At 45.3% G+C, this 14,666-nt stretch carries 14 protein-coding genes; 11 read left to right on the forward strand and 3 right to left on the reverse strand.

Annotated features, from left to right (window positions below; all coding sequences use genetic code 11):
- The first annotated feature begins 4 nt into the window (after positions 1–4).
- The 6 genes from BK120_RS22470 (at position 5) to BK120_RS22490 (ending at position 4,369) form a co-directional block, all read left to right on the forward strand.
- On the forward strand, positions 5–1,753 hold the full coding sequence (locus tag BK120_RS22470; RefSeq protein WP_076269737.1) for a pyocin knob domain-containing protein: 1,749 nt from the start codon (positions 5–7) through the stop codon (positions 1,751–1,753).
- 10 nt (positions 1,754–1,763) lie between these two features.
- Positions 1,764–2,291: a PWWP domain-containing protein gene (locus tag BK120_RS22475; protein ID WP_076269738.1), complete on the forward strand. Its 528-nt coding sequence runs from the start codon at positions 1,764–1,766 to the stop codon at positions 2,289–2,291.
- Positions 2,288–2,431, forward strand: coding sequence for a CD1375 family protein (locus BK120_RS35455; protein ID WP_179089862.1), 144 nt, complete (start codon positions 2,288–2,290; stop codon positions 2,429–2,431). Before BK120_RS22475 ends, BK120_RS35455 begins: the two co-directional genes overlap by 4 nt.
- 56 nt (positions 2,432–2,487) lie before the next feature.
- Positions 2,488–2,625, forward strand: coding sequence for a CD1375 family protein (locus BK120_RS35460; protein WP_179089867.1), 138 nt, complete (start codon positions 2,488–2,490; stop codon positions 2,623–2,625).
- A 519-nt stretch (positions 2,626–3,144) separates the two neighbouring features.
- Positions 3,145–3,690 carry a phage holin family protein gene (locus tag BK120_RS22485; RefSeq protein ID WP_076269740.1) on the forward strand — a complete coding sequence of 182 codons (546 nt, stop codon included), beginning with the start codon at positions 3,145–3,147 and terminating at the stop codon, positions 3,688–3,690.
- Positions 3,683–4,369: a peptidoglycan recognition protein family protein gene (locus tag BK120_RS22490; protein WP_083682323.1), complete on the forward strand. Its 687-nt coding sequence runs from the start codon at positions 3,683–3,685 to the stop codon at positions 4,367–4,369. Before BK120_RS22485 ends, BK120_RS22490 begins: the two co-directional genes overlap by 8 nt.
- Positions 4,370–4,409: 40 nt before the next feature.
- Here BK120_RS22490 and BK120_RS22495 read toward each other — a convergent pair whose 3' ends face one another.
- Positions 4,410–4,787 (reverse strand): PH domain-containing protein, encoded by a 378-nt coding sequence (locus BK120_RS22495; RefSeq protein ID WP_076269741.1) that lies wholly within the window; start codon positions 4,785–4,787, stop codon positions 4,410–4,412.
- 179 nt (positions 4,788–4,966) lie between these two features.
- Here BK120_RS22495 and BK120_RS35465 point away from each other — a divergent pair, with 179 nt between their 5' ends.
- Positions 4,967–5,128 (forward strand): sporulation protein YjcZ, encoded by a 162-nt coding sequence (locus BK120_RS35465; RefSeq protein WP_179089868.1) that lies wholly within the window; start codon positions 4,967–4,969, stop codon positions 5,126–5,128.
- A gap of 138 nt (positions 5,129–5,266) precedes the next feature.
- On the opposite strand, the gene BK120_RS22500 is transcribed toward BK120_RS35465, so the two are convergent.
- Together BK120_RS22500 and BK120_RS22505 are read right to left on the reverse strand one after the other, a co-directional pair.
- On the reverse strand, positions 5,267–8,512 hold the full coding sequence (locus tag BK120_RS22500) for a LamG-like jellyroll fold domain-containing protein (protein ID WP_076269742.1): 3,246 nt from the start codon (positions 8,510–8,512) through the stop codon (positions 5,267–5,269).
- Between the two features lie 295 nt (positions 8,513–8,807).
- Positions 8,808–9,593 carry an HAD family hydrolase gene (locus BK120_RS22505; RefSeq protein WP_076269743.1) on the reverse strand — a complete coding sequence of 262 codons (786 nt, stop codon included), beginning with the start codon at positions 9,591–9,593 and terminating at the stop codon, positions 8,808–8,810.
- 260 nt (positions 9,594–9,853) lie between these two features.
- Between BK120_RS22505 and BK120_RS22510 the strand changes: the two genes are divergently transcribed.
- The 4 genes from BK120_RS22510 (at position 9,854) to phnW (ending at position 14,661) form a co-directional block, all read left to right on the forward strand.
- Positions 9,854–10,921, forward strand: a complete 1,068-nt coding sequence (locus BK120_RS22510; RefSeq protein ID WP_076269744.1) for an ABC transporter ATP-binding protein — start codon at positions 9,854–9,856, stop codon at positions 10,919–10,921.
- A gap of 3 nt (positions 10,922–10,924) precedes the next feature.
- Positions 10,925–12,661, forward strand: coding sequence for a putative 2-aminoethylphosphonate ABC transporter permease subunit (locus tag BK120_RS22515; protein WP_076269745.1), 1,737 nt, complete (start codon positions 10,925–10,927; stop codon positions 12,659–12,661).
- 63 nt (positions 12,662–12,724) lie between these two features.
- On the forward strand, positions 12,725–13,522 hold the full coding sequence (gene phnX / locus BK120_RS22520) for a phosphonoacetaldehyde hydrolase (RefSeq protein ID WP_076269746.1): 798 nt from the start codon (positions 12,725–12,727) through the stop codon (positions 13,520–13,522).
- Complete coding sequence (gene phnW, locus BK120_RS22525) at positions 13,519–14,661, forward strand: 2-aminoethylphosphonate--pyruvate transaminase (RefSeq protein WP_076269747.1); 1,143 nt, start codon at positions 13,519–13,521, stop codon at positions 14,659–14,661. Before phnX ends, phnW begins: the two co-directional genes overlap by 4 nt.
- Positions 14,662–14,666 lie beyond the last annotated feature (5 nt).

Below are 14,666 nucleotides of genomic sequence, written 5' to 3' on the forward strand. Positions count from 1 at the left end.
AAATATGCAAACGACAGGGAATTTAGGATTGAAAAAACCGGAAGGAACAGATGTTGTCGATATTGCGGATTTGAATGGAAATGCGGATATTTTGGATGCGGCTGTTAGTAACAAAGTAGATAAAGTGGCTGGGAAGCAGCTATCTACAGAGGACTATACGACAGCGGAGAAAACGAAGCTGGCAAGCGTTGCTACTGGGGCTAATGCATATGTGCATCCGGCTAATCATCCTGCATCCGTTATTACTCAGGATGCGAGCAATCGATTTGTGACTGACGCTGAGAAAACGGCTTGGAATGCTAAGGCGAGCACGGCTGCAGCCACCACTTCCGCAGCTGGTCTTCAGTCTGCTGCTGATAAGGTGAAGCTGGATGGGATTGCGGCGGGGGCGAATAACTATACGCATCCTGCTAATCATCCTGCATCAATTATTACTCAGGATGCCGCTAACCGCTTTGTCACTGACGCTGAAAAGGTAGCCTGGAATGCTTCTCAAGCAACGACGATCACACAAGCTAAAGCTTCCGTAAATATGAACACATTGAATGGTAACGGAATGTATTTTGTTAGTACTCCAACTAACGCGCCAGCAGGAGTTACCTATGGTTTGGTACACGTAATAGCTGAAAGTGCAACAGCTTGTATGCAAACTTTGTACGAGTCAGGATCGAATAGAATCTTTACTCGCAGACAAACGAATAGCAGCACATGGACAGCTTGGTCACGAATAACTAACGATATAATAATACTAGCTGCTAACACAAGCCTAAACACCATATCAGCTTCTGGAGATTACTATTCATACCCAAGCGGTAGCGTAAATGCACCAACAGCTTCTGACTTATATATGATAATCCACATTCAATCAACAGATGAAGGTTATGCGCAGCAAACCGCTTTCAGCCTAGGTAGTAACAGGGTTTATGTTCGTAATAAGATCAACGGTACTTGGTTTAGCTGGGTACAGACTAGCAACGATACAATATTATTAACATCAGGCACTAATCTGAACACAGCTATCTTTACAGGTAAGTATTACGGCACGAATCTTGTTAACTCCCCTGGGGGCGGATCAGGTCATTGGTTTATTGACGTGATAATTGAACATGCAACATCTTTAACGCAAACTGCCTATGCACAAGATGGTAACAGAGTATTCACAAGACGATGCATTACAGGTTCATGGACAGCATGGTCTCAGTTGAGTAACGACATGTACAACTATACAACATCTGGCACAGAGATAAACTTCATGCAAACAGACGGCTGGTATCATGTACCAGGGGGGTTTAACGCTCCTGTAGCAGGTAGGAATTACTTCATACATGTTAGTAAGTATCCAGCAGGGAATTGGTGTGTACAGAATGCATACGACGTAGATACTTGGAAGACTTATACAAGGCGTATGGTTAACGGCGTGTGGACTGCATGGGCAGAGCTTTACACTTCTGAAGTGAAGCCTTACACTATCGGCACCTATACAGGTAATGGTGCGGCATCAAGGGATATAACACTCCCTATTACGCCTAGTGCGGTGTTGATAATGCCACTGGATAGTAATTTAGCTAGTAATTCAGGTAATTATTGGGCTGCTGGTGGTTTAGCAATACCAGGTGCTAATGTGATAGTCGGTGGCATATCTCAAGTTGTATGCGGGATTAATAAGTTTACTGTTTTTTTTATAGGCCCTACTACACTCGGCGCCGCAACAAATACAAATGGTCAAATATATAACTACATTGCATTCAGATAGGAGGTAAAGCATGAGCGAGATTGAAAAAGAATTGCCGCTGGTTGAAGTGCCAACGGATCTACCTTTAGAAGAACCTGAGATTCCATTCGAGCCTGATCCTGTTTCAGTACCAGAATTTCCTAGCAACGCGGTGAAGTCGCCATCTAATAAGCTTCTTATTTTTGAAGATGGAACTTATGAGGTCGGGGAGTGGCTACACACTGAATCATATCCCGATTCGTTAATGCCATACTACATCGTCGATTATGGGACAAAAGAAGGCGCTACGCTTGCCGCTAAGATTCTACAACTATATCCATACTTTACGTTAACCGTTGTTGATGGCGTGCTGCGGGACGTCATGAAGCGCGAGAAGACACAGGAAGAGATCGACAAGGAGAATACGCCGCCGCCTAAGACTATGGAGCAATTACGGATTGAGCAGCTTGAGAATGAGTTGGCATTAAGTAAGAAATCTAATCTCGATACTATGGATGCAGTATTTGATATTTATCTCATGGTTCTTGATTTACAGGCTGTGGGGGGTGAACAAACATGACATTAGATAAACGTATGATCACACTATCAGTACATCTCATTCAATCTAGGCGCCGTACAATTGATGAGGTGCCGGAGCATTTAAGGGATGCGGTTCAAGCCCAAATTAACGCAGATCAGCAGCCGGAGGCGGTTGTATGATACTGCGTTTTTTGTTGTGGCTTGTATATAAATTTGCATATAAAGGGGGTGATTTTATGCCACTTGTAACAATTACCGTTAGTCTTATTATTGCTGGACATCGTACATTTGCCCAAGTACCTGCAGCTATTCGGAGTGACGTAGAAGCTGATTTGTTCTCTTTAGGGTTTGGCAAAGACGGTAAGTTGCTTTAAGTATGAACATGGCTCCGCTTAGGCGGGGCTTTTTGTTTACAAAGAGATAGTGATAATAGGGGGATGAACAGGCATGTATAAATAATGGTTTGCAGTAGAGGTAACGGACGGTAAAGCATTAGCGGCAGGGATTGGAGCGGTATTGGCACCGTGGGTATCGTTGATTTATGGAGATAGCCGCTTAATACCGATTGTACTTTTAAGTCATAGGTTTGAATTGGGTCACAGGTATTTCGGCTGCTTAAAAAGATTTGACGTTTTCGAGTGAGTATGGCTTAAGACAAGGTTTGCCGCGAACATTGTAAGAATGGAACAGAACTCGATTATTGTAGAGTAGAATAATGGAAATCCACTGGAAATACCAGTAGGGGAATCGAAGCCGCTGTAATTGAGGTATTAATAAGCAAGTGCTAAACCTCACTTGTAGTGGTGCCTAAGTTAAACAAACGTTCTGTGAAAAAATTAGAGATAATATGGATAAATATAAAAAAATAACTATCAACCAGAAAGGAGCCTCCCATGTACAAACAAATCCTATCCCAATATCTATCAGAAGGAAAGCTCACCGCAGCCGCGGTGGGCGCTTTTTTTGCCCCTGTGATTGATTCTATCTATGGAGGAGGCCGATTAATTCCAATTGCGCTTCTACTAGCAGTTATCGTACTGGATTGGATAACAGGCATTGCCGCTTCACATAAAGACAAGACATACTCCTCCGAGTATGGGATGTTTGGGGTACTTCGTACCCTTTTTCTTTTGGCATTACCCGTCCTAGCCAAGCTGCTGGACTCTATGCTCAGTATGCCGGGGCTGTTCTTTTACGCCATTACGCTAGGCATCATTTATCACACATGGCAGTCTTTGACCGCCAACGCCTACAGAGCGGGCTGGGAGAAGTGGATTCCTAAATCGGTCATCGAGCATATTGATAGTGAGCTGAAAGCGAAGGTAGAGCGAGCGACAAAGCGAGGCAGCAGCCCAGATATATTTAATGATTCTGATCAATCTGATTTATCCATTAATAACGAATCTACTACGAATAAAAGGAAGTCCAACAATGGCTAATTATACAATCAACCACATCCCCCCATCCACCCCCAACAATCGCCGCCCAGGCCATTTGCTTTTGCCACTATCTATTACCATTCACAACACTGGCAACCCTACCAGCTCAGCGAGAAATGAAAGGGCGTGGCTCACGAACCCGACTAATAATCGCACCGCATCCTATCATCTTGTTGTGGACGAGCATGAGGTTATTGAGTGTTTGCCGCTGAATGAGAATGCGTGGCATGCAGGTGACGGGAGCGGCGCTGCAAGCGGGAATCGAACATCGATAAGCATTGAGATTTGCGAGAGTGGAGACTATGAAAAAACACTATCCAATACTTGCGAATTAGCAGCAAAGCTGCTCAAGCAGTACGGCTGGGGAATCGATCGCCTGCGTCGCCATTACGATTGGAGCGGGAAGATTTGTCCAAGATTGATGTACGATAATGGCAAGTGGACAGGATGGGACCATTTCAAACAGAAGGTACTGGAGAAAATGAAACGGCCAACCGATAATCGAAAATCAGATCTGAATCTATCAGAAGCAGAACAAAGGCTTTTAATTAACACCCTCGGACAATTTACGGATCAAAAGCTTCTACAGGACAACAAATGGAGGGAGAAAGCGGAGCAAGGTACGTTAACGCTCTCGGAGCTGGCATGGCTGAATACAATGATACTCTCGCGAAAATAAATGAACCCCGCCGACCTCTAAGGTCTGCGGGGTTTATCATTTATTTTAAGACATATTCAGCCAAAACCTTCTGAAGATCGTAGATGTTCAGGTTTTTGTTGAATGTTTTTTGGATGGGCGCGACGCTGCCTGATATCCAAATCTTCAGCTCGGCATCCAGATCATAGTTTCCGGCTGTTTCGATGCTGAAATGAGTAATGCTTTTGTAAGGATAGGAATGGAAATCGATTTTTTTGCCGGTTATTCCTTGTTTATCAATGATGATGAGGCGTTTGTTCGTAAAAATAAACATGTCGCGAATCAGCTTGTACGCTCTTTCTACATTCTCCGATCTACTGAGCAAGTTGCCAAATTCCCTTTGCGCCTCGTCAGGATTTACTTCAGAGGCGTTCCCCATTAATGCGTCCAAAAAGCCCATTTTAACACCATCCCTCTAATTCCATATGTACCTAAAAAAGGTTCCTTCGTTTACTTTATGCGCAGACAAGCAATAATAGATGGCTTTTTTAGGCATCTGCTCATTTCCTGCAAAAGCCCATACACTTTTGCCCCAGAATCATAGGATACTGTGTAAGTTAACAAAAAGGAGATGAACAAATGAGCTATGGAGTAGCAGGTGCTAATGTAGGTCCTGGAAACTGCGCACCTTACCCAGTTGCTGGAGTAGGCGTAGGCTGCGGCGGTGGCGGATTCTCAAGTATTGGTTTTATTCTTGTCCTTTTTATCCTTCTTGTCATCATTTCACGTTCTTGGCTGTAAGCAATAATTAGGCCAAAGCGTAAACGCAAGGCTTACCAAACGCTTTCTAACTAAATGAAAGTATAATAACATCCCCATAGGCCTGAGCCATGGGGATGTTATAGTTTATCTAACTGGACAAGTTACAGTTGAAACCTGTTATTCTACAATGGAGCGAGCGACGAGAATAAGATCTAATAGATCGATGACACCGTCTTTGTTAACGTCAGCTTGTTTAATTTGTTCCCAATCCGCTGAGCCTTCGCCTTTGCCGTAATGAATAACGATGAGGGCCAAATCCGAAATGCTGACCTTGCCATCTTGGTTTTGATCGGCAGGGTTTGTCGTTTCTTTTGGCGTTACTTGGATATTCAAGGTGTATGGAGCAGCATTAACTTCCGTTTCGCCGTTTGAAATTAAGATCGAATCCGCAGTCACTTTACCTGTAGTAACCGTTGGTGTTTCTTTTGCTTTAAAAGTAAGCTCCACAACCTGTTTACTGCCGGTAACTGCGTTTTCTACCCCTTCGCTAGCAAGAATGAGTCGGATTTTACCTTTCTCATCATGGATGGTATTCACAATTTGAACCTTTTCAAGAAGTGAACGGCTAGCTACATATTCAAATGCATTCGGGTCATAGTTAAATGAGATATCTTGTGCATAGACGTTGTCCGAAACATCATTCAAGCCTAGCTTAATCGTAAAGGTTGAACCGGATACGACAGACGTCTTTCCTTCCAATACAGCAGTTGGACCGGATGTTTCTGTCTCTTCTTCTTTAACGGAAGCGGTGAAATTAGGCAATGACTCTGTTCCTTGTCCACTTGCGATCATCGCTTGATGAAGCACCGCAGATGCACCGTTATTTTGGGACTGCGTTACTAACCGTACAATAGGCTGATCCGGCGAGATGGCGGAATCTGCTGCGAGGACGATTCTTGTTTTTCCATTGGCACTTTCATTTCGTAATACGGTAACGCCAGCTTGAAGCGGCTTAATCGATTGGACAATCAGATCGCCAGTCTCTAATTCGATATCCAAGGCTTTAGCATCTGTGTTCAGATGACTAACGGCGAACTCATAACCTTTTAATTGTTTAGAAGTGGTGTCAACAATTTTGGTTAACTGAAGATTCGGAGCATCCGGTTTGTTCTGATCCTTCTGAGGGACGAACATGCCATCAATCGTCTTGGAATCGCCAATCGGCGAATCAACCTCCAGTGCAGCTAATATCGTTGCAGCAATATCCTTCGTTGTTCCTCCTTGCAAAAGCTTCTCCTTGCCTACATCGGTTGCAATTGTTCTTCCGTTTGCTGCGATAAATACCGTTTTGGCAAGCGGCGAATCTTGTCCATGAGCAGTAGCGCTGCCGAGCGTATGATCTGCGTTTTCTGTGCCGCCGCCATGATCGGCTGTCATTAGAATAAGCGTATCGTCCAGAAGGTTTTTGCTGCTTAATGAGTCATAGATTGTTTTTACGAGATTATCTGTTTCCATGAGCTTTGCGTAATAATCCTTCGTATAGAAACCGAGCGAGTGTCCGACACCGTCCACATCATCCAATTGAAAGAAAATAAGGGAGGCATCGTATGCTCTGCCGTCTGCCGCATATTTTGCAAAAGCATTTACGTTTGCTTTATCGCCCGCAGAATATCCTTCGGCACCAAGGGACGGTTCAATATGTCCATTAATGATGTTGGACCAAGTTGTAAAGGCAGCAAGCTTAGTCTCCGGGAATTGTTCACGTAATTTTTTGAAGACGGATGGATAAGGCGATGTTTCACTATAGGTATTATTTGCGCTAATCGTATTGTCGATTTGATGCTTGCTGTAGTCCACACCATTTAACATGGCACCCCAGTTAGGAGATGAAACGGTAGGCAGCGTCGTTGTGACGGAGTAACTAGCAGCGCCTTTCTCGATGATGCCGCGCAGTGCAGGCAGATTTAATCGGTCGCCTACCTTTTCCTTCACAGAGTTTGGCGTTTCCCAGTACGGCGCATCCTTTGATACCGACATGCCGGCACCATCGATGCCGATAACGACAACTCGTTTGTAAGGCATATATTTTACTTTATCAGCAATATTGGTTAGTTCTTGAACGGACTTCCCTTGAGCCAAGGCAACATCACCGATCGTAATATGACTGTCTTTGTTAATATCCTCTGATGCTTTTGTATTAATTTGAACAGTTTGCGCAGGTGTGTTCAACGTTTCCTTCACATATTTATTACCGCCTACGAAAAACTCAGCAGAAGTCACTTGAATCGTGCCTTGTCCACTTGCATCCTTCGCAAAAAAGTAAACATCGGACAGTGTAGATGATGCGAATTCTAAAGGGTTAGTTTTGTTATATACGCTTCCAGCCGGGAGCTCCAGCTTAACGATGCCTGGTGTTGAAGTGTCTACTTTCGTTGCTTTCGTTGCACGCGAGAATGTGAATTTGCTGCTGTCATAGGCAATTTCTACGCTCGCGCTGTCGATCGCGGTTGTCATGGAAGGGGTGCGCAGGTCGAGCATCTGCCTAAATTCTGTGCCAGGAGCTGTGGCTGTTGCACCTACGAATTTTAGCGTGCCATTGAATTTATCGCTGACTACAATAGGCGGAGCACTATTGAAAATTTCTGTAACCTCTTCAGGGGTGATCGCACGATTCAAAATGAGAACTTCATCGAGCTGCGCTTCCAAAGCTGCAGAATATTTGCCAGTGCCATCATTGCCGAGCATTGTGGAAAGACCAGAATCGATCGTTCCTGTGCGACCAGTAATACTAATGGCACTTGCGATATTATTGAATTTGGTCCCGTTCGAAGTCGAGACTGCAACAGGCACGCCATCTTTATAAAAATCTACGCGTCCGACGGTACGGTCATGCGAGATAACGATATGGTGCCAGCTCCCATTAGCGACGTTTGGTATATCAGCATCTATACGTGTTCCGCCTGCCGTGTTGAAATTCCATCTTAGCCTTTTATCGGATTGAAGAGAAAGGTTGTAGCCAACATTAGCACCGCTGTTCCAGTCTTTGTTGGATAAAATGGAAGGATCGGAATCTACGCCGGAGGACTTCACCCAGAAGGAGAAGCTGAAGCTTTTATCGACTCCGAATTGGAGCTGTGATGGCTTGCCTAGATTTACGTATTGTTTATTGGCGCTAGTTGAACTTAAAGAAAGGGCTTGTCCGATTCTTCCGGGAACGTAAGTAGGAGTGCCGACGATGTCAGCCGAGAGATTGTTTGTGGAACTATCAGCGGCATTGTTCTCAAAGCTGAATTTTGCATGCAGGTCGGCATTCACAACAGCTGCAAAAGCGGTTTGGCTGAGCGGTACAAATCCTCCTGATGCGGTAATTAATGTAACGGCAGCAAGCGTGGATACAAACGCTTTTTTTATCGTCTTATTCATGAATAATAACCTCCAATTTTCGAATGGGCGTCTGGTAAAATCGTTTAGGGACAGTAGATTTACTTTTATGGCATATGGGCCATAATCCAACATCCTTCCCACACATAGATTAAAAACAAAACAAATAATGTCATTAAATAATGTGATTAATTGTTTTTGTGTGTTTTTGATTCCTCTTTATCATAAGGTTGTGTTGTTAAACAGGTGTAATCGCAATATGAAGAAATTACTAAAAAGAGGCTCCACCTCGTCGAAACGACAAGGTGGAGCCTCTTTTTATAGTATAAATAACAACTTATAGAGGAAGCAGCGCTTCAATATCTCTTAAGGATTGTATTTCAAAAGTTGGACATGCGGCACCTTCTGGCAACTGCTGTCTCGATCTATTTAGCCATGCGCTTGCTATACCGGTACGGCTCGCCCCCAAAATGTCGGTAAACAAATTATCTCCTACCATTAGACATTGCTCAGGTTTTAGCCCCGCGAGATTCATAGTATGCTCGAAAATTTGCGGAGCCGGCTTGCCGCAGCCGACCTCTCCCGAAATAACGATATGGGGAAAATAATCGGATAATCCGTTGATGCCATAGAGCTTCTCTTTCTGTAAATCAGGTGTTCCATTGGTCAGCAGCATAAGCGGGTATTTTACAGATAATGCTTCGAGCACCTCAAATGTTTCTTCATATACATAGGGGCGCTTGCGCCGCTCGGCTGGAAACTGTTCAGCAAGCTTGACTGCAAGGTCTTCATCGTGGATGCCGAGCTCTTGTAGTCCTCTCTCCCAAACGTTTCTACGAAAAGCAGGTGCTGCCTCTTTCATTAATTGCAGCTCTGCTGCTTCTCCATCATCAAACCGAGCCCACATCGCTTCCATCGCAGTTACTTCAATATTCGCTAAGTAAGCGTAACATTCCAATTCACGAAATACAGAATGAGCAGATCGAATGATAGATTGCTTTAAAAGTCCTATTTGTAAACCCAATGCTTGCTCGGCTGCTTCGCATGTTGCATCGAGTGCCTCGTCTGTACTTTTCTCATCCCAAATCAGCGTGTTGTCTAAATCGAAAATAATCGTTGTCATAAGTGTTGAACCCGTCCTTTTTTTAGTTTGTTGTCTTTGCTAAAGAAATGAAAAAAAGGTTGTTGCACATAAAATACAGCATTCGGATCTTTAAAACAACTTAAAACCATAATAAAAGCAATTAAACACACAATCTTTACTTGTGTTTGACACTCACTTAACAAATCTATTTTAAACTGCTAATAGATCAACGATGCAAATGCTTTAACTTCATAATACCGTTCTTGAACGATTATTACGAGAACACAAGGAGAATGAGAATGAAAAATGAAGGATTAGCGATTCATGGTATTCGCAAGGCATTTGGCAGCTTTCAAGCACTCCATGATGTCAGCGTTCATATTCCGAAAGGGAAATTCACATGTCTGCTCGGCCCAAGCGGCTGCGGCAAGACGACATTGCTGCGTATTATCGCGGGTCTTGAGCAGACTGATGCCGGCACCGTTATCCTTGATGGGAATGATATTACGACGCAGCATACGTCCAAACGCAACTTTGGCATCGTTTTTCAATCGTATGCGCTATTTCCAAATCTAAGTGTGAGCGACAACATTGGCTATGGTCTCAAAGGGAAACAGCCGAAGCGTCAGATTGAGGAACGCGTGAGGGAGATGCTGGAGCTCATTGGACTGACTGAGGTGAGGGATCGGTATCCAGCACAGCTCTCCGGAGGCCAGCAGCAGCGGGTGGCGCTCGCAAGAGCAATCGCCTTATCGCCTGATATTTTATTGCTGGATGAGCCGCTTTCTGCGCTTGATGCGAAGGTGCGGGAGAAGCTGCGCGAACAGCTATGCGAGCTGCAAGAGCGGCTTGGCATTACGACGGTTATGGTTACGCATGACCAAGAGGAAGCGCTGACGATGGCGGATCAGATTGTCGTCATGGATCAAGGACGGGTTGTCCAAATTGGCACGCCGCAGGAGGTATACGACAAGCCGAATACGCCTTTTGTCGCTGATTTCATTGGGGCTATTAATTTTTTTCCTGTAGGAACTGAAAGATGGATGGGGGCAAGCCCAAATGATTTGTTAGCTATAAGGCCGGAACATATCCAGATTGATGAGGAAAAGCATACGGGCGGCCTTTCTAATGATAGCGGAATTAGCGGATTTGTTCAGCACGTGGAGTTTCGTGGCGCATTTTATCGTGTAAGCTTGCAGCTTGCGAATGAACACGGGAATCACTCGGACATAAGCGTAACGGTAGATATATCCGCGCAAATAGCTAATCGATTTGAATGGTCGCGAAATAAGCTGTTTCATCTTCAAATGCCGCAAGAGCGTATGCTTCATTATCCTGCGGCAATCGCTGGGAACGTAGGGAGGTAGAGAATGAAAGGGAAAATAGATCAAGCTCTGCCCTCGCAGTGGGTGAGAAAAAGCAATCAAAAGTTACGGGAGAGCAATGGGGTTATTAAGCTCTTGCTAGTCCTAGTCCTGCTCACACTTATTACTGTTATTGTCCTGCCGCTGTTCGCGATGTTTAAGCAGGCGTTCATGGATTCAGATGGAAATCTGGTTGGCTTCACCCATTTTTCATCGTATCTGCAGTCAAGATCACTCATTCAATCGATGCTGAACACGATTACCGTATCCACAGCTACAACCGCGATTGCAGTGCCGCTTGCCTTTGGGCTGGCGTTCGTATTGACTCGCACAAATATTAAAGGCAAGTCCTTCTTCAAAGCTCTTGCCATGCTGCCCTTATTCGCACCAACCATGATGCACGGGCTCGCGCTTACTTATTTATTTGGTCATCAAGGTCTCATTTCTACCGGATTGTTCGGACTGCTGCCGTTCGAATGGCGAATTCCGCTCTATGGAAAAGTAGGCATCATCATTTCCGAGGTCATTTATACATTTCCGCAGGCGTTTCTTATTTTGTGCGCGGGGCTTGCCGTCAGCGATTATCGCTTATATGAGGCAGCCGAGTCGATGGGCGCGAGCAGCTTGCGAAAAATGTTTACCGTAACGCTGCCGTCTGTGAAATATGCGCTGCTCAGCGCAGTCGTCATTTGTTTTACGCTTAGCTTCACCGATTTTGGCGCACCGAAGGTCGTAGGCGGACAGTATAACGTGCTGGCTACTGATATTTTCAAACAGGTTGTCGGTCAGCAAAATATGTCTATGGGAGCCGTAGTCGGCATCGTGCTGACCATTCCTGCCATTCTCGCGTTTATCGTGGATCGAATCGTCACGCGGAAGCAGCAGGCTTACGTCACATCAAAGTCAGTTCCTTATTCCGTGAAGAACAATCGGCTGCGCAATGTTTGGGCGTATACGTATGCGATTGTTTTATCAGCCATGATATTGCTGTTAATGGGAGCTGTTCTTCTTGCTTCGGTTGTGAAAAAGTGGCCGTATGACATGTCGCTAACGTGGAGCAACTTCGACTTCTCCAATGCAGCGGCAGGTGGCTTCGATCCGTTCTGGAACAGCATTGAGATGGCCGCTTGGACAGCGGTAATCGGGACGATCATTACGTTCTTGTTTGCTTATTTGATCGAAAATGGACGTGTCTATCGTCCGATCCGGCAAGCTGCTTATTTCTTGTCGATTTTGCCACTGGCGCTTCCAGGGCTGGTCATCGGATTATCTTTTATTTATTTCTTTAATCATCCGGCCAACCCGTTTCACTTTATTTATGGAACGATGATCATTCTTGTTTTGGCTAATGTTGTGCATTTTTACTCCGTTCCATTCATGACGGCGACCGCAACTTTAAAAATGCTGGACAAGGAGTTCGACAACGTCTCGGAGTCCATGAATGTCTCGAAGCTGCGGACATTTTCGCGCATTACGGTGCCATTGTCCTTGCCGGCCATATTAGAAATGGCAGTTTACTTTTTCGTAAATGCAATGGTGACGGTATCTGCACTGGTCTTTCTGTATGCGTCGGATTTGCGAATTGCCTCGGTTACTATCGTCAGCATGGACGATGCGGGCGATACGGCAGCGGCGGCAGCGATGTCTGTACTCGTTGTGCTCCTCAATGTTGTCGTTCGCTTTCTATATGAAGCGGGCACTGCAAGGCTGAGACGCAAAATGTCAGCTTGGCAGAAGCGATAAGGCGATGCCAAAAACAATTTTTCAAAAAAACAATTACACATTATACGATGGAGGTTTTTACTCATGATTAAAACAGTCATATTGGATTGGGCAGGTACAGTGGTTGATTATGGAAGCTTTGCACCGGTTGAAGCGTTTCGCCGCTTATTCGAAGAAAGAGGCATTGAGGCGTCGTTCAAAGCGATTCGGAAGCCGATGGGTCGTATGAAAAAGGATCATTTGCGCGATATTTGCTCCGATCCTGATGTGTCAGCTGCATGGCAAGCGAAGTTTGGCAGCAAGCCAAATGAAAATGACATCGATGAAATGTATGAAAAGTTTGAACCGATGTTGTTCTCAATCCTCCACCAATATGCAACTCCAGTGCCCGGAGCGCTTGCCCTTATTGAGAGACTTCGCGAGCAGGGCATCAAGATTGGAACGACGACAGGTTATACGCGTCCCATGATGGACATTATTGCACCGGAAGCTGCGAAGCAAGGATATTCGCCAGATAGTACTGTAACGCCAGATGAAGCAGCCGAAGGCCGCCCGCATCCATGGATGATCTTTCGCAATGCGGAGCTGCTCGGTACGTATCCGATGAGCCATATCGTCAAATGCGGCGATACCGAAGCGGATATGAGAGAAGGCCGTCATGCAGGCGTATGGTCAGTAGGCGTTATTTTCGGCGGGAATGAAGTGGGTTTGACACAAGCGGAAACGGAAGCTCTGTCTGAGGGCGAGAAGGAGAAGCTGTTTGTTGAAGTTTCGGATCGCTTGATGCAAGCGGGAGCACATTTTATTATTCGTGAGATTGGCGAGCTGGATGGCGTTATTTCACACATCAACGAAAGACTACAAGCGGGGGATCGTCCATGAAATCACATAATGATACATTATTGCTAACAGAAAATCCATATCTACTTCTTACGCCAGGACCGCTAACGACGACTCGAACCGTGAAGGAAGCGATGATGAAGGATTGGTGTACGTGGGATGATCAATACAATCAGCTGGTATCTTCGATAAGAGAGCGGCTCGTGAAGCTTGCTGTACAAGCGGCGGCAGAAGACTATACTGCTATATTGATGCAGGGCAGCGGGACGTTTAGCGTGGAAGCCACAATAGGCTCGGCGATGCCGAAGCAAGGCGGTAAATTGGCTATTGCCGTTAATGGAGCTTATGGCGAGCGAATGGTTCAAATTGCCGACGTGCTTGGTATTTCAGTTACGCCAATCCGATTTGACGAGCGCAGTCCTATCGATCCGGAAGTCATCGAGAAAGCACTTCAGGATGATTCGCAGATTACACATGTTGCCATCGTACATTGCGAAACGACAACAGGTATCCTTAACCCTTTGAATGAAATAGCTCAAGTTGTTAAGCGCTATAATGTCACGTTTATTGTTGACGCTATGAGCAGCTTTGGCGGTGTAGCTATGGACATAGATGAGCTGGGCATTGATTTCCTCATTAGCAGCAGCAACAAATGTATCCAAGGGGTACCGGGTTTTGGTTTTGTAGTTGCCCGCCGTGATGCCATTGCCAAGTGCAAAGGCCATGCGCGCTCCTTATCGCTCGATTTGTATGACCAATGGGACATGATGGAGCGCTCGAATAGCAAATGGCGTTATACTTCGCCGACACATGTTGTTCGCGCATTCGATCAAGCGCTGAAGGAGCTGGAGCTTGAAGGCGGAATCGCGGCTCGAGAAGCTCGTTATAGCAGCAATCAACAAGTAATAACTGAGGGGATGGAGGCTGCTGGTTTCAGTGCGCTGCTGCCTCGTGAATGGCAATCTCCTATTATTACTGCATTTCGTTACCCGAGCGCTAACTTTTCATTTGAATCATTTTACGGAAGCTTGAAGAAGGAAGGTTTTGTTCTGTATCCAGGGAAGCTGACCTCGGAGCCGACTTTCCGAATTGGCAGCATCGGTGATGTTAATCCAGCAGATATGGAACGATTGGTTCATGTGATCAAAAGCATTTATTCTTCCTTTGACAAGGAACAGTAGGAGAG

It is taken from the genome of Paenibacillus sp. FSL A5-0031 (assembly GCF_001956295.1).
GTDB lineage: Bacteria > Bacillota > Bacilli > Paenibacillales > Paenibacillaceae > Pristimantibacillus.

Coding starts and splice junctions, on each gene's coding strand:
- BK120_RS22470 (WP_076269737.1), top strand. CDS start 5: ATGCAAACGACAGGGAATTTAGGATTGAAAAAACCGGAAGGAACAGAT.
- BK120_RS22475 (WP_076269738.1), top strand. CDS start 1,764: ATGAGCGAGATTGAAAAAGAATTGCCGCTGGTTGAAGTGCCAACGGAT.
- BK120_RS35455 (WP_179089862.1), top strand. CDS start 2,288: ATGACATTAGATAAACGTATGATCACACTATCAGTACATCTCATTCAA.
- BK120_RS35460 (WP_179089867.1), top strand. CDS start 2,488: ATGCCACTTGTAACAATTACCGTTAGTCTTATTATTGCTGGACATCGT.
- BK120_RS22485 (WP_076269740.1), top strand. CDS start 3,145: ATGTACAAACAAATCCTATCCCAATATCTATCAGAAGGAAAGCTCACC.
- BK120_RS22490 (WP_083682323.1), top strand. CDS start 3,683: ATGGCTAATTATACAATCAACCACATCCCCCCATCCACCCCCAACAAT.
- BK120_RS22495 (WP_076269741.1), bottom strand. CDS start 4,787: ATGGGCTTTTTGGACGCATTAATGGGGAACGCCTCTGAAGTAAATCCT.
- BK120_RS35465 (WP_179089868.1), top strand. CDS start 4,967: ATGAGCTATGGAGTAGCAGGTGCTAATGTAGGTCCTGGAAACTGCGCA.
- BK120_RS22500 (WP_076269742.1), bottom strand. CDS start 8,512: ATGAATAAGACGATAAAAAAAGCGTTTGTATCCACGCTTGCTGCCGTT.
- BK120_RS22505 (WP_076269743.1), bottom strand. CDS start 9,593: ATGACAACGATTATTTTCGATTTAGACAACACGCTGATTTGGGATGAG.
- BK120_RS22510 (WP_076269744.1), top strand. CDS start 9,854: ATGAAAAATGAAGGATTAGCGATTCATGGTATTCGCAAGGCATTTGGC.
- BK120_RS22515 (WP_076269745.1), top strand. CDS start 10,925: ATGAAAGGGAAAATAGATCAAGCTCTGCCCTCGCAGTGGGTGAGAAAA.
- phnX (WP_076269746.1), top strand. CDS start 12,725: ATGATTAAAACAGTCATATTGGATTGGGCAGGTACAGTGGTTGATTAT.
- phnW (WP_076269747.1), top strand. CDS start 13,519: ATGAAATCACATAATGATACATTATTGCTAACAGAAAATCCATATCTA.